Source organism: Rhizobium sp. CF122, from assembly GCF_000282035.1.
Classification (GTDB): domain Bacteria; phylum Pseudomonadota; class Alphaproteobacteria; order Rhizobiales; family Rhizobiaceae; genus Rhizobium.
The window spans coordinates 150602-163454 of the sequence record NZ_AKKA01000073.1 but is presented as its reverse complement, the minus strand read 5'-3'; the positions used below and the strand labels follow the sequence as shown (position 1 = coordinate 163454).

General features: G+C 59.3%; 14 protein-coding genes. All 14 read right to left on the bottom strand.

Translation table 11 applies throughout. The features are described from left to right. Positions 1 to 65: 65 nt before the first annotated feature. Complete coding sequence (fliQ, locus tag PMI09_RS16945) at positions 66 to 332, bottom strand: flagellar biosynthesis protein FliQ (protein ID WP_007796656.1); 267 nt, start codon at positions 330 to 332, stop codon at positions 66 to 68. Positions 333 to 396: 64 nt separating this feature from the next. Then, the gene (flgD, locus tag PMI09_RS16940) at positions 397 to 825 is read right to left on the bottom strand and encodes a flagellar hook assembly protein FlgD (protein WP_007796653.1); all 429 of its coding nucleotides are present in this window, start codon (positions 823 to 825) and stop codon (positions 397 to 399) included. Then, positions 816 to 1265: a flagellar biosynthesis repressor FlbT gene (flbT, locus tag PMI09_RS16935; protein ID WP_007796651.1), complete on the bottom strand. Its 450-nt coding sequence runs from the start codon at positions 1263 to 1265 to the stop codon at positions 816 to 818. The genes flgD and flbT overlap by 10 nt, the downstream gene beginning before the upstream one ends. After that, positions 1262 to 1609, bottom strand: a complete 348-nt coding sequence (flaF, locus tag PMI09_RS16930; protein WP_007530128.1) for a flagellar biosynthesis regulator FlaF — start codon at positions 1607 to 1609, stop codon at positions 1262 to 1264. Before flaF ends, flbT begins: the two co-directional genes overlap by 4 nt. 36 nt (positions 1610 to 1645) lie before the next feature. Then, positions 1646 to 2692, bottom strand: coding sequence for a flagellar hook-associated family protein (locus tag PMI09_RS16925; protein ID WP_007796648.1), 1047 nt, complete (start codon positions 2690 to 2692; stop codon positions 1646 to 1648). A 3-nt stretch (positions 2693 to 2695) separates the two neighbouring features. Continuing rightward, entirely contained in the window at positions 2696 to 4162 is a 1467-nt protein-coding gene (gene flgK / locus PMI09_RS16920; RefSeq protein ID WP_007796644.1) for a flagellar hook-associated protein FlgK, read from the bottom strand. Between the two features lie 18 nt (positions 4163 to 4180). Further along, a complete protein-coding gene (locus tag PMI09_RS16915) occupies positions 4181 to 5485 on the bottom strand; it encodes a flagellar hook protein FlgE (RefSeq protein ID WP_007796641.1) in 1305 nt (434 codons plus the stop codon). A gap of 130 nt (positions 5486 to 5615) precedes the next feature. Further along, entirely contained in the window at positions 5616 to 6287 is a 672-nt protein-coding gene (gene rem / locus PMI09_RS16910; protein ID WP_007796638.1) for a transcriptional activator Rem, read from the bottom strand. 283 nt (positions 6288 to 6570) lie between these two features. Then, positions 6571 to 7134: a transglycosylase SLT domain-containing protein gene (locus PMI09_RS16905; RefSeq protein WP_037083332.1), complete on the bottom strand. Its 564-nt coding sequence runs from the start codon at positions 7132 to 7134 to the stop codon at positions 6571 to 6573. Continuing rightward, positions 7076 to 8500, bottom strand: coding sequence for a flagellar hook-length control protein FliK (gene fliK, locus PMI09_RS16900; protein ID WP_007796632.1), 1425 nt, complete (start codon positions 8498 to 8500; stop codon positions 7076 to 7078). The genes PMI09_RS16905 and fliK overlap by 59 nt, the downstream gene beginning before the upstream one ends. Position 8501: 1 nt before the next feature. Then, positions 8502 to 9809, bottom strand: coding sequence for a chemotaxis protein MotC (gene motC / locus PMI09_RS16895; RefSeq protein ID WP_007796629.1), 1308 nt, complete (start codon positions 9807 to 9809; stop codon positions 8502 to 8504). Between the two features lie 3 nt (positions 9810 to 9812). Then, on the bottom strand, positions 9813 to 11087 hold the full coding sequence (locus tag PMI09_RS16890) for a MotB family protein (RefSeq protein WP_007796626.1): 1275 nt from the start codon (positions 11085 to 11087) through the stop codon (positions 9813 to 9815). Next, positions 11084 to 11719: a hypothetical protein gene (locus PMI09_RS16885; RefSeq protein WP_007796621.1), complete on the bottom strand. Its 636-nt coding sequence runs from the start codon at positions 11717 to 11719 to the stop codon at positions 11084 to 11086. The genes PMI09_RS16890 and PMI09_RS16885 overlap by 4 nt, the downstream gene beginning before the upstream one ends. 166 nt (positions 11720 to 11885) lie before the next feature. Continuing rightward, positions 11886 to 12851: a flagellin N-terminal helical domain-containing protein gene (locus PMI09_RS16880; protein ID WP_037083371.1), complete on the bottom strand. Its 966-nt coding sequence runs from the start codon at positions 12849 to 12851 to the stop codon at positions 11886 to 11888. Between the last annotated feature and the right edge of the window lie 2 nt (positions 12852 to 12853).

Genomic DNA, 12853 nt, shown 5'->3' with positions numbered 1-12853 from the left:
GGTGCGGGCATGATGCCCACCAATTCGGATCGAGAATTAAATGGCGAAGCTTGCGCGAAGGTGGCTCAGAAACCTGACTGAATGCGCGAAAACACCAGATTGGTGAAAATCGAAATCTGCGATCCGACGAATGGCGCCGAGATGCCGATGGTGACGAGGACGGCCACGATCTTCGGAACGAAGGTGAGCGTTGCTTCCTGAACCTGCGTCAGCGCCTGGAACAGCGCGATGACCAGACCGACCACCATGGCCGCCGCAACCGCCGGGCCCGCGGAAACTAGGACCGTCCAGATCGCAGCCTGAAAGAGGTCAAGTGCATCAGCTTCATTCATCGTCAGGCAACCTCATATCGCCTTGTGGTTCGCCCGATATGGCCGAACCGCCTCATAATTGCACTTAGCTCGACGTCGTCGGCGCCTTGTCGGCCAGGGTGATTCCCGCCTGCACAAGGATACTCTTGCCGTCGGTCGTCGTCGCGACAATTCCGTCGGAATAGACCTTGACCGAGGCAACCGTGCCTTTGACGGAACCGTCAGCGCTGGTCATGTACTTGCCGATATAGCTGCCGGCCTGCGTCAGGCTGGAGCTGGCAAGCAGCGTGTCCAGCTTGCTGTTCGTCTGGATCGTCTGTTCGACCTGCGAGAAGCTCGCTAGCTGCGACATCTGCTCGCTGGCATCGACCGGATCCGTCGGATCCTGGTTCTTCATCTGTGCGATGAGCAGCTGAAGGAAGTTGTCGTAGTTCAGCGTCGCCTTCTGCTGCGCGCTTGATGTGCTCGACGACGACGAGGTGCTCGACGTGCTCGAAACGCCACTTACCGCCATGGTGCAATCTCCTTACGAATCTGCTCGACCATCGTCGGCGGCATTTCGTGATTGTTGAGGATGCTGTCTTCGATCGGGTAGAGACCGCGGATCGCCTTGAGCGCGTCGAAGGCTCGTCCGGTCGAGACCAGACCATCGATGCGCTTCAGCTCGGCGAGGACTTCCTCGTTCTTGAAGCAGGTCAGCAGCATGGTGATCGACTTGCGGAACATCGCCGTCGACTGCTCCTTGCCCTCAGGATTGATGAGGATCATCTGCGCGATGAAATAGAGCTGGCGCAGTGGCGTGGTCGCGTCTTCCGGCTGGAGGACGTGGTTTTCGAGAAGGAACGTTACATCATTCAGGAATTCCAGCGCGACCTTGCGATCGACGCGCAAGACCGCACCGTTAATGAAGATCTTTTCCCCGGCTTTTAGCGAGATACGAAGTGTGCTTTTCATTTTAGTCCATCCCTGATGATGGTGGTAACGTCGATAATGCCTTGGTAGTTCGTCGATTGCCGGCGCCTGATCCGATCGCACTCCTTCAAGATCCAGATCGCGATGGAGATGAGGTTGGCCCGCAACTGAATCTCAAGCTGGTTATCCGGATGCTTGAGATCCTCGATGAAACTCACCCAGACACGCCGGGTGTAGAACAATGCGTCAATGGCTTCCCGGCTGTACTTCTCTTTGTCCCGCGCAATCGACAGCAGCTCGATGGACCGGTCGAGAACTTGACGTTCCCGCTCCTTCGCATCGGCCACCGAGTCCTCCATGATCTCGGAGTAAGAGAACTGATACATTCATGCATCCTTCTTTGTCTTTCATACCCTTGATCATCAAAGGTAATTCACGAGACTCAACTGCTGGATTTTCGATACGATGGTGTAGGCGGTCTCCAGCTGCGTCTGGAGGGTGTTGACGAGTGTCGATGCTTCCGAGGTATCCACGCCCTGGAGATCGACGAGCTTGTTCTGGATGATGCTCGATTGTGCATCGAGGGCGTCGTTGGCCTTCTCGACGCGCTCCTGCGAAAGGCCGAGCTGGCTTGCCTGCGTGACGATGCCCGTGGTCGCCTGGGCGGCATAGCCGATCGCCTTGGAGGTGACCGTGCCCAAGGCATCAGCACTTAGGCCCTGGCCGGCCAGCGCCGAAACAGTGATCGAAGCCAGTGCGAAGTAGCGCATGCCTTCCGAGTTCGCATTTGTCGAGGAGGTCACGACTTCCGAGTTGCTGATGCGGCTGGTCATGTTCTGATTGGAAGCGCTCGACCAACCGGTCGTCGGATCGGTCCAGCTCGTCTCCGAGAACATCGGCTCGACCGTGCCGGTGATGAAGGTTTCCATCTCGGAACCAGTGAGCTCGCCAACCGTCTTGCCGAGTCCGGTCGCATAGGTGCCGAGCGCCGCGGTAATATTAGCTGTCACCGTGGCCGACTGGTCCTTCAACGGCTGCACATCGGTGTTGATACCCGAGAACAGGTATTCGCCGTTGAGCATCGAATTACCCGTATCCATCAGCTGCGACAGCGCGTCGCCGGCAGACTGCATGGCCACCGTAATGCTGGTCGTATCCTGGCTACCCTGAAGCGCGGTCAGTTTCGAAACGAGCGCGTCACCAGCAGTCTTCATGCTGTCGAGGCCGAGCTGGGACGCTTCAAGGCGCGCCGAAACGACTGAATTGCTGCCCTTGAGAGCCTTGATGCGGCTGACTTCGGACGTGAAGTTCACGCTCTTGGCCGCGCCGGATCCGAGGGAGGCGCCAATATCGGCGTAAACGCCCGTCGTTGCTTCGAGAGAAGCGCTGACCAATTGCTTCTGCGACTGGCGGATCGTCAATCGCATTGCGTTCTGAATGGCTGAGCTAGAAATAAATGAACTTTTCATGGCTTAACTCGCTATATCCAGCAATGACTTCAACATTTCGTCGACAGCGTTGAGGATCTTCGTGGCCGCCTTGTAGGACTGCTCGATGTCGAGAAGCAGTGTCAGTTCTTCGTCGAGATTGACGCCGGTCTCGTTGGAATAAGCTTCCGTCGAACGCGAGAGTGCCGCGGACGTATTCTCGGACGCTGTCGTTGCATCGCTTCGATACTGCTCAAGCCACCCAACCGAGCTCGAGGCGTAGTCCATGATGTTGACGTTGGACGAGAGGCCAGCGGCGGCCGAGAAGGTCTGTGCGGTGCCCATCGCCGTGTAGAGCGCATCGAGATTGTCGGAGAAGCCGCTGCTGTTCGTTGTGTTGAGGTTGGTGAGGCCGGAGATCGACCCATCGCGCAACTTCATCGGGTCGCCGCCCTGGCTGGTGATGACGGCGGCATTGACCGTGATGGTTCCGGCGATGCCGTCGATCACGCCCGTCGTCGTCGGCGTGCCGCCTGACGTTCCAGCCGCGGTCTTCCAGACGAAGAGGCCTGGCTGCGTCGTGGCGGGCGTCCCGCCGGTTTCCGAAAACATGGTGACGAGCGACTTCGCGATCTCGTCGAGCTGCGACTGGAATGTCGTCGCAACTTCGTCGCGCACTTGCAACAGCGCCTGCAGACTTCCCTGTGCCGTGCTCGTAGACCCTTTGCCGGCCCCGAGCAGCACGCCATCGATATAGACGCCATTGCCTTTCGTCTGCGCGGTATAGGTGTTCTGGGCAACAAACGTAATTGTGCGCGGTATCGTGTCGAAAACGACCGTGCCGTCGGTGGTGTAGAGCGCCATGTCCCCGTTGTCGCGATCGACCGCGTTGACCCCAACGATCGAGGAAATCTGCTTCAGCAGTTTGTCGCGCTCATCCAGTGCATCGGCTGGATTGCCGCCGGTTGCGGTTGCGCTCTTGACGGCATCGTTCGCCGTCTTGAACTGCGCAAGCAGCGTGTTAAGCGTCGAGACCTGGGTCGCGATTTCCTTGTCGGCGCCCTGGCGGACGGCCTGCACGGATTTCGTTGCGTCGTTCAGTGAATTGGCGACGTCCTGTGCGGCCGTGACCGCACTCTGCGCCGCAATCGTGCTGCTCGGCGACGTGCGAAAAGCCTGCAGCTTTTCACGAAACGTCGCCAGGTAGTTCGCCGGTGACGTTTCGTAATCGTTGCCGCCCATGATCGATTTCAGGTCGGTGAGGCCACTGAGCAGGGTTTGCTGGCCACTGTCCTGCGCGCTCGCCTTCAGCCACTGACGCAGCAGTGCGTCTTCCTGCGCGCGGCTGATCTTCACGACTTGCGCGCCATTCAGCGACGTGGTGATCATCGCCTGCCGGCGCACGTAATCGCTGTTGCTCGAGTTCGAGATATTGTTCGATACCACACTGCTTTGAGTGCCGGTATTGCTGAATATGCTCTGCGCAGTGTTTAGTGCGGAAGTGAGCGACATGGCTTATCCGAACCCTACTTATCTCTTGAGGTTGACGAGGACGTCCATGATGTCGGACCCCGTCTGGAACACCTTGGAATTGGCGGTGTAGCTGCGCTGCGATTCGATCATTTCGGTCAGTTCGCCGGCGAGGTCGACGTTTGAGCTTTCGAGCGCGCCGGCCTGGATGGTGCCGAAACCGTTGGTCTGCGGGAAGCCGGTGACGGTAACGCCGGACTGGCCGTTGGCGCTATAAACGTTGCCGCTCATCAGCGTCATGTTGTCCGGGCTCGCGACAGTCGCCAGCGGAATGCGGTAGATCGGCTTGGAGGTGCCATCGGAGTACTTGGCGTAGACGGTCCCGTCCTTGTCGATCGTCACGTCCTTGACCGGGCTTGCGGCCTGGCCGTTCGGCGTGCCGCTGCCGGCGAAATCGGAGGCGAGCTGCGTAAAGCCGCTGAGATCCATGGCGATCGATCCACCCGTTACCGTATCGGTGATCGCGAGCGCGCCGGCACCGACCATCTTGCCGTTGGCGTCGAAGCTCAACGTCGTGCTTCCGACGACCGCAGATGTTGCCGGAGCCGCAAAGCTGTAAGGGAAGGAGGACGTGCCGCCGGTGGCTGCATCGTCATGACGGAAGACCGCTACCTCCCAGGTGCTTGCGGCACCCGTCGCCGGGGGCGGCGTCGTGGCCGATGTCTTGGTGAAGTAGAAGTCATACTGAACGGTGTTGCCGAGCTTGTCGTAGCCGACCATCGACATCTGCTTGGTGTCACTGGTGATCGGCGCCGTGTTGGAGCTCGGCAGGCCGGTTGTCGTGACATTCGCGTTCGAATTCAGGTTGCCCGAGAACGTGCCGGTCGTCGAGGCGATCGCCGTCAGACCGGACTGGTTGACGTTGACCGGAACGAGACCGGAGAAGCCGTTAACGACGACAGCCGGCGCGCCGGCGTCGTAGGAATAGCCCATCAGCTTGAAGCCGGCGGAGTTGACCAGGTTGCCCTCGTCGTCCTTGGTGAAATCGCCGGCGCGGGTCAGAACCGGAACGCCGTCCGGGCTCTGCACGATGAAGAAGCCGTCGCCCGAGATCGCCAGATCGTAGCTCGACGTCGTGTAGGAGATATCGCCCTGCTCGGAAACGGACTGACGAACGGACGTCTGGACGCCGCCTGAATTGTAGTTACCCGAGGTCGACGGCAGGACCAGCGACGAGAAGGCGCTCGACACGGCCTTGTAGCCCGTCGTGTTTGCGTTCGCGATGTTATCGGCGACGGTGCTGAGGCGGTTTGCCTGGGCGTTCATGCCGGACACGGCCGTCTTCATGCTGCCAAAAATGCTCATCTGAAAACCTCGATTCCCTTAGTAGGCTTGAGAGTATTTGGTGGGCCTTGCGTGAAGCTGTCTGAGGCTGAACCATCATCGACGAGAATGCAGCGACTATGGCCAGGCAACACTGCCCGTTCTGAAAAAATCAGTTCCAGTCAATGCAGTAGCCAAGGAAGCGCTTCGAATCGACCGGATCGAAGCCGAGCTTCTTCCGGAGCTTCTTGCGCAGCTTGGAAATGTGGCTTTCAACGACGTTTTCTTCGACTTCGTCGTCGAATATCCCGTAGATCGCGTTGAAGATCTGCGTCTTGGTGACGCGGCGACCGCGGTTTGCGATCAAATACTCCAGGATGCGACGCTCGCGGCGGGGAAGCGCAAAGACTTCGCCATGAATTTCCGGATCGCGACCATCCGAGAAGACGCGGATCGCGCCGATGTCGGTGTGGCTGGAAATCGCTTTCAGTCGGCGCCGGATGGCGGCGGCTCGAGCCAGGATTTCGCGCGGATGCACCGGCTTGCGCACGACGTCGTCGACGCCACAATCAAAAAGTGCAAGGGTGTTTTCCAGCGAGGGCTGGTCGCTGACCGCGATAACCGGCGCCATGGTCCGGTCGCGGATCGCACGCGGCAGCTCGAAATTCTGCTGCCCCTGCCCGATCAGGAAGGCCTCGACAGCTGCGATATCAGAATCCGCCGCCGTCTGAACCCATTCACCGAATTCATTTGGATCAAACCCCGTGGAAGGAATGCCTTCCCGCCCGAAAAGTGAAGTGTAACCATCTTTCACGAGCTCACGCTCATCAACCACTACGATCATTCGTCCGCCTCCGAATCACTTGTGGTACCTCGATGCTCTATGGGTACGAATCGCGCGATTCTGGGACAAGCTGTAGGAACTAATCGACGGGAATTAATAGTTGATTAAGAATTGAGGCGCGATTTGATCTAGATGTAGTAGGAAGTCGAAATCATGCACACAAAAATTTCGTGGAAAAGTTAACGACGCCTAAAATGTGACTTGCCTTGCCATATTGAGACAGATTCTCGCCACAATATGACACATTTCCGCTTTGTTCCGTTTTCTACCCGTTTTGATTGAATCAATTCTGGCAGAAGTTGCTCGCATTGGGAGTCCATTTGCCATAGCCGGTGGCGACCAGATTGGCGATGACCCGGCAGACATACTGCTTCTGGGCAGGGTCATTGTTGGGGCCGGCGTGATAGCGGGCCACCGCCATCGTCCATGTTTCGTGCCGGTCGTGGAGATTGCGCAGGAACCTTGCCGCGTATTCCACATTGCGACGCGGGTCGAACATCTCCTCCGCAGACCGGAAATTCTCACCATGGTAGTACTGGTTGATCTGCATGCAGCCGATGTCGATGAGCTTCGCGCCTGACCTGCGCGCGACGACAACCTGCCTCAGAGCGTCCTGCTCGGAGGGTGGAAAGAAGGCCTTGCCTTCGATGTTCAGCGCGTAGGGGTAGAGCGATCCCTTGCGTCCGGTCTCGGTCAGACCAACGGAGTAGAGAATGCCTTCAGGGATGCCGTACTTTAGCGCGGCCGCCTGAATCTCCTGCTCACAGGCGCTGTTCGACGCCCGTGCGCTAGAGATAGACGTCGCCAGTGCGACCGCTGCCAGCGGCGCCAGGAGAAGTGCTTTCAACACCGCTTTCGCCCGAGCCATTGAAGCCTCCGCCAGTTCGCTGTCCTGATTGATTTTGACGTTCACGCGCCTCGCCGCCCTGACCTTGCTGGGCAAAGGCCTGACCCTGCTGCTGGCCCTGTGCGTTCGCCTGATTACTAGCGTCCGAACGGTCGACCGGCGCCATGCTGATCGTGATGTTGTCGATCGCGTAGCCCTGGCTGCGCAATGCCTCGATGATCTTGCCGTGGTCTTCCTTGAGTTGCCGATAGGCCGCGCCGCTCTCGACCTTGAGGTCGACGTTGAGCGCGTCGCCCTGCAGCCGCATCGTCGCGGTAACGAGACCGAGGTCGATCGGGTTCATCTGGATCTTGAGCGTATTCACCACCTTACCGGTGCTCGTCCACTCGGCGGCATTCGACAGGGCGGAGCTCGCCTGCATGGCATGCGCCCATTCCGGATCACCGGATATCGCCGCCGTCACTGCGGCAGAATTGGTGTTCTGCGCCAAACCAATGTAGCGGCGCGAGTCCAGAACGGAGACGCTCTCGATGTTAGCCTTGCCGCCGGCCTCGGCGGTGGCATCCTTGTCGATGCCAATATGCATATCCATCGACTGACCGCGGCCAACGGCACGGCTCAGCCGGAATTTCGTCGCGTCGGTATCGCCGGCAACCTCTGTGCCGGGCAGCTGAGCGTCCACGGTCATATCGACGCTGGCCAGATCAGCTTCGGCAGATGTCTCATCCTTGGACTTGATACCGGCAACGGGCTTTTCTCTCGGATCGGTCGATACCTTGACATCCGCCTTTTGGTTCACCGCAGCCAGTGCGGCGAACGCTGCTGCTGCAGTTCCGTCAGTCGGCACCTGCTTCAGTAAGCTCAGGACATCGGAGAGCACGCTATTGTCCTCGGCGCCCTTCTTTACCTCGGTGCCGTCAGTCTCCGTCTGCTTGGTACCCTTAGCTGGATGGCTCGCCACGTCATCGCCCAGCGTGTCGGACAGATCCTGCGAGTTGGCGTCATCGGCGTGCTTGCCCTTGGCCTTCGGGTCACGCTCCGTTTTCTTCGTCTCTTTATCCGTCGAGCCCGCCGTCTGTTCTTTCGTCTGCACCTGCGCCGCTAGGGAGGCGCTGCCGAGATCGATCAATGCCTTCGGGCTCGTGTGGCGCGGCGCAGCGGATACGCTACCATCGGTGCCGTCGCCGGCGTGCTGGTCCACCGCGGGCTGCTCGGTTGACTCATGTTTTCCGCCGCTTGCCTTGTTCAGGACGTCAGAGAACCCGCCTGCATCCGCATCACCACCGTTGCCGGTCTGACGGCCAATGCCCGCGGCAGAGGCAGCCCCTGCTCCTGACGCACCCCCCGAAACGCTGATGTCCATCATCTCAATTGCTTTCTTTGTTCAAGATGCCATCGATCTCATCCAGTTGCGATCGACTTGACGTCACGAATGCGCTGAATGACGGGTCGGCGTCCTGCTGTCCCCCAACATTGGATGGCGGCGTCCCTGCCGCTTCTCCCACAACAGGACCTGGGGCCGGGTTGGGTATCTCTCCCTGCTCCGCCTCCGGTGAGGCCGCTGCCTGTTTAGAAGTAATTTCTTGGCTATAAGATTTAGGGGTCTTCGCTTGCGTCAGGCTTGCCGGGTCCGGCGGACGAAGCACTTGTTCTGCAATGGCTTTTGCTGCGGCCCTAAGCGCCTGATCGCGCGAAGACAGCTCCTGATCCGGGATGGATGAAATGTTCTTCGCGGCCGTATTAATCTTGTCCGTCGGGATCGCCGCCATGCCGCCGTAGAAATCCGCCAGCGCTCCAAAGGCGTTGTCGGAATCGCCGGCAAGCGTCTGCGCACGCGCTGCGGCCATCCGTGCAAGATCACCCTTGCCGGCGATCGCAGCCGCGCGAGCGATGCGGAGATAGACTTCACGCTGCCTGGCCTCATCCATGAAGGAGAGAATGCCAACAACATCGTCCGGCTTCACCTTGTGATCATGATTGACCAGCAGCTTGACGAAAAGGTCCGCGAACTGGCTCGCATAGGGCGAATGCAGGAAACGGCGCACATAGCGCTGCGAATAATTGAGCCCCTTGTCCACCATCCCGGCTTCGACGCAGATCGACACGGAGCGGCGCAGCGCCGCCTCTTCGACGATCGTCCCCGGCGCATTGAGGCGCGCCTGGTCATACAGCTTCAGCGCCTCCATTGGGCTCTTGGCGATGGTGACATTGCCGCCAACCAGCGCAAGATAGGGGCCGATTTTCTTGTCCCTGTATTCGTTCGCAGTCTCGACAAGGCTCTTGGCGACGAGCAATCCCTTGCCGCTTAGATATTTGCGCAACACGTCGCTGATGCGATTGTCGAAGTGACCATTTACATCGCGGGCAACAAGGTATTCGAGCGTCTCGGGATTGCCGCCACTCATGGCATAGATCAGCGCCGCGTCGACGTTGCGGTCATCGTCGAGAACCGACGGATCGATGGTGCGCAGGCGCTGATCGATCGTGCCTAGCATGAAGCGCTGCATCTCGGCGGCAGAGTGATCGCCAAGCACGACGGAATCCTGCACGAACTGCAGCGACCGCAGCATCTTGTAGGGTGCAATGTCCTCCTGATCTTCCGCATACGCGACGGCAGCAGGACTCCCCGCAAGGCCGAGAAGCAGAAGCAGAAGACGTTGGTGGAGACGGACCATGGATTATCCCTGATCCGCTTGCAACAAGATTTCGATGCGCCTGTTGGTCGCGTTGAAGGGATCCGCCTGATCCTTCAACTTGCGGTCAGCAAAGCCAGAGACTTGCGAGACCCGCTTTTCGTCGAGTCCGCCTCGAACGATCATGTAGTAGGCAGCCTGGGCGCGATCCATGGACAAGCGCCAGTTCTCGTTCTCGCCCTTATACTGACGGCCGTCAGTGTGGCCGCGAATGACAACAGCGCCTGGCTTGCCCTTTAGGATCTCACCGATCTTTTCCATCGCGAGCACCATTTCCTTGCGCGGAACGGCCGACCCGATGTTGAACATGGAATCATCGCTCTGGTCGGAAATGCTGACCAGAAGGCCACCCTCCGACGGTGTTACCGTGAGACCTTCAGCGAGCTTGCCAGCCACGCCACTGATCTGCTGGGCGATTTCCTTTTGCAGGTCTTCGGCCTGTTTCTGCTCGGTGGCCTTTTGTGCCTCAGTCTGCGGCTTTTCCTTGCCCTCGGCATTTTTGGCAGCCGTTTGCGCGGATGCTGCACCGTGTTGCGGCTTGCTCTCTGCCGTTTCCTGTGCCTGCTCGTCGTGAGCCGCAGCCGTTGTCAGATCCGGCGGATTCTCGGATTCCGCCTTGGCAACTTCGGTAGCATCGGCGGGCGCGTCGCTCGATGCCGGCTGCGTCTTGTCGGCGTGCGTCACTTCGACCTGCTTCGTCCAGAAATCCGGATCGAAGGGGTCGCGGTAGGCCTGACCGCCGTCCGCGCCGGTTGCCGGACCGGAATCGCTGGCACCGCCCTCGCCCTTGGCGCTGACATTTGCCTGCTGGCCGACTTCCTGCGCAATCTCCGCCAGGACCGAATAGGGATTCTCGAAAAAGTCGGCTTCGGAGTAGTTGGTCTGGTCGCCTGACGTCGAGGTCTGGTCGTCGCCGTTTGCTGCCGATGCGCCCTTGGTGGGCTCGTCCTCTTTTTCCTTCGACTTGTCCTGCTTCTGATCGCCGTCCGCCTGGTCGACGGGCTTCTTCAAGCCTTTTTGCGTGGGCTTCTCGTCGGCGAGCTTGATCGGATTGAAATAGGTCGCAACTGAGGCCTTGGTTTCCTCGTTCGCAGCGTTGACCAGCCACATGACGAGAAAGAACGCCATCATCGCCGTCATAAAATCGGCATAGGCAATCTTCCAGGCGCCACCATGCGCACCGTCGTGATCCCCGCCGCCATGCCGCTTGACGATGATGATCTCGTTCTTGCCGTGGTGGTGGTTTTCGCTCTCACTCATTCCAGAACTTTCTTCAAGCTCGTCGCCCAGGCCGACATCCGCGTGACGAGGACAGCGTCGCCAAATTCGACGGTCAGGTCGACATCGCCGGTTTCATGATGGCGCAGAAGACCAGCCTTTTCGCCAAGTGTGCTCTTCAGCACATCGAAAAGCCGCGTCGGCCCCCTGACCGTCACGGTACCGATATCGCCTTCCAGCACCGCATCGCGAAGGATGCCGGCAACATCGACGGCAGCCTTCTGCGACAGAACATCGGTCATAACAGGTGCAAGCGCCCGTGCGACCGTCGCGCTGACAAGCTCGGCAACCTCATGCGCCATGGCCTCAAGTCGGGAGGAGATCAGTGCCGCCGTCTCAACCTCGTATCGGTCACGGAGCTCTTCGACCTCGCGCTGATGAACGAGCGCGACCGTTTGCGCCTCGAGTTCATACTTCTCCGTCAGCGCTGCGGTTGCTTCGGCATAGCCTTCCGCATGTGCGCTGCGGCGCTCGGCTTCGAGATCCACCACCGGTTCGGATGCGATATCCGCAAAGCCGCCGAAATCATTCGCGAGATCGTCGGCTTCCGCGACGGGAGCGACCACGGCCGGCTCGCCAAAATCCTTCAGGTACCGAGAAAGCAGCGCGCTCACCGAATCCACCCTCTCGCTGCAGAGAACTGCGACATGCCGCGCCCCATCATGAACTGACAACTCATCAGGCACGGTTTCCGCACTGCGCCTTTGTATCGAAACTAGGGAGTCAAACTTGCGCGAGGATGAAGGGGGAAGCCGAACAAGCTCGACTCCACCTCCGCCACTATTGCAGCAGGATCAGCACTTTGCTGGCAGCCGTATTCAGGATCGAAATCGCCTGGACACCCATCTGCTGTTGCGTCAGCAACGCCTTCTGAATGGTCGATGCTTCGTCCATGTCGGTATCGACGAGCGCACCGACGCCCTTGTCGATCAAGTCAGACATGTCTGCGGTGTAGGCGACGCGATCACTGATACGCGCGCTCATCGTGCCAAGGCCGGCCGCTGTCGTTGTCAGTTTCGACAGGATGGAATCGACCACTGCCAGCATGTCCTTCAACTGCGCGGACGTCGTGTTGCTATCGAGCTTTATTTCCGTTCCGCTCGCCGGCGTCGTCGAACCGGCGTCCAACAGATAGTAGTTGCGTGCCGTCGCGGTGCCGTCGGGATTGAGCGTGTTTGCATCAACCGTCTTCGTCAGCAGACCGCGATTGGCGTCCGTCGTGTCGATCATGACGGTCTGGTCGGCCGGGTAGCTGATCGTCTGCGCCTGGTACTCACCGTTCGTGCCGCGCACGAAGCCGCCGATCACCGAGCGCGAGGTCGGAAGCGTGGTATCGCGGTTGAGCAGCCAGTTTTCGCCCGCAAAGTTGGTCGTCTGAACGGTCGTCTGCAGCTGCCCTTTCAGCTCGGTCAGCGTTGTATTGAGCTTTGTCTTGTCGACGCCGGCTTCCTGCGCCGTCACCAAAGTCTTGCGGATTTCGCCCAGCTGGTCGATCAGGCTGTCCATGGACGTATAGGCGGTATCGACCTTCGATGCGCCGACACCGAGTGCGTCATGAATGTTCTGCAGCGAGCTGCTGTCCGAGCGCATGACGCTTGCATAGGACCAGTAGGTTGCATCATCCGCAGCCGTTTCGACGCGATAGCCCGACGAAACCTGCTGCTGAACCGTTGCGACGTCCTTGTTGATGATGCGCAGCGCCGCGAGGGCGTTTACCTGTGCCGAGCTGGTAATCTTGTATGTCATTT

Excerpts from the sequence above, each read along its gene's own strand:
- fliQ (WP_007796656.1), bottom strand. The coding sequence starts at position 332 with ATGAATGAAGCTGATGCACTTGACCTCTTTCAGGCTGCGATCTGGACG.
- flgD (WP_007796653.1), bottom strand. The coding sequence starts at position 825 with ATGGCGGTAAGTGGCGTTTCGAGCACGTCGAGCACCTCGTCGTCGTCG.
- flbT (WP_007796651.1), bottom strand. The coding sequence starts at position 1,265 with ATGAAAAGCACACTTCGTATCTCGCTAAAAGCCGGGGAAAAGATCTTC.
- flaF (WP_007530128.1), bottom strand. The coding sequence starts at position 1,609 with ATGTATCAGTTCTCTTACTCCGAGATCATGGAGGACTCGGTGGCCGAT.
- PMI09_RS16925 (WP_007796648.1), bottom strand. The coding sequence starts at position 2,692 with ATGAAAAGTTCATTTATTTCTAGCTCAGCCATTCAGAACGCAATGCGA.
- flgK (WP_007796644.1), bottom strand. The coding sequence starts at position 4,162 with ATGTCGCTCACTTCCGCACTAAACACTGCGCAGAGCATATTCAGCAAT.
- PMI09_RS16915 (WP_007796641.1), bottom strand. The coding sequence starts at position 5,485 with ATGAGCATTTTTGGCAGCATGAAGACGGCCGTGTCCGGCATGAACGCC.
- rem (WP_007796638.1), bottom strand. The coding sequence starts at position 6,287 with ATGATCGTAGTGGTTGATGAGCGTGAGCTCGTGAAAGATGGTTACACT.
- fliK (WP_007796632.1), bottom strand. The coding sequence starts at position 8,500 with ATGATGGACATCAGCGTTTCGGGGGGTGCGTCAGGAGCAGGGGCTGCC.
- motC (WP_007796629.1), bottom strand. The coding sequence starts at position 9,809 with ATGGTCCGTCTCCACCAACGTCTTCTGCTTCTGCTTCTCGGCCTTGCG.
- PMI09_RS16890 (WP_007796626.1), bottom strand. The coding sequence starts at position 11,087 with ATGAGTGAGAGCGAAAACCACCACCACGGCAAGAACGAGATCATCATC.
- PMI09_RS16880 (WP_037083371.1), bottom strand. The coding sequence starts at position 12,851 with ATGACATACAAGATTACCAGCTCGGCACAGGTAAACGCCCTCGCGGCG.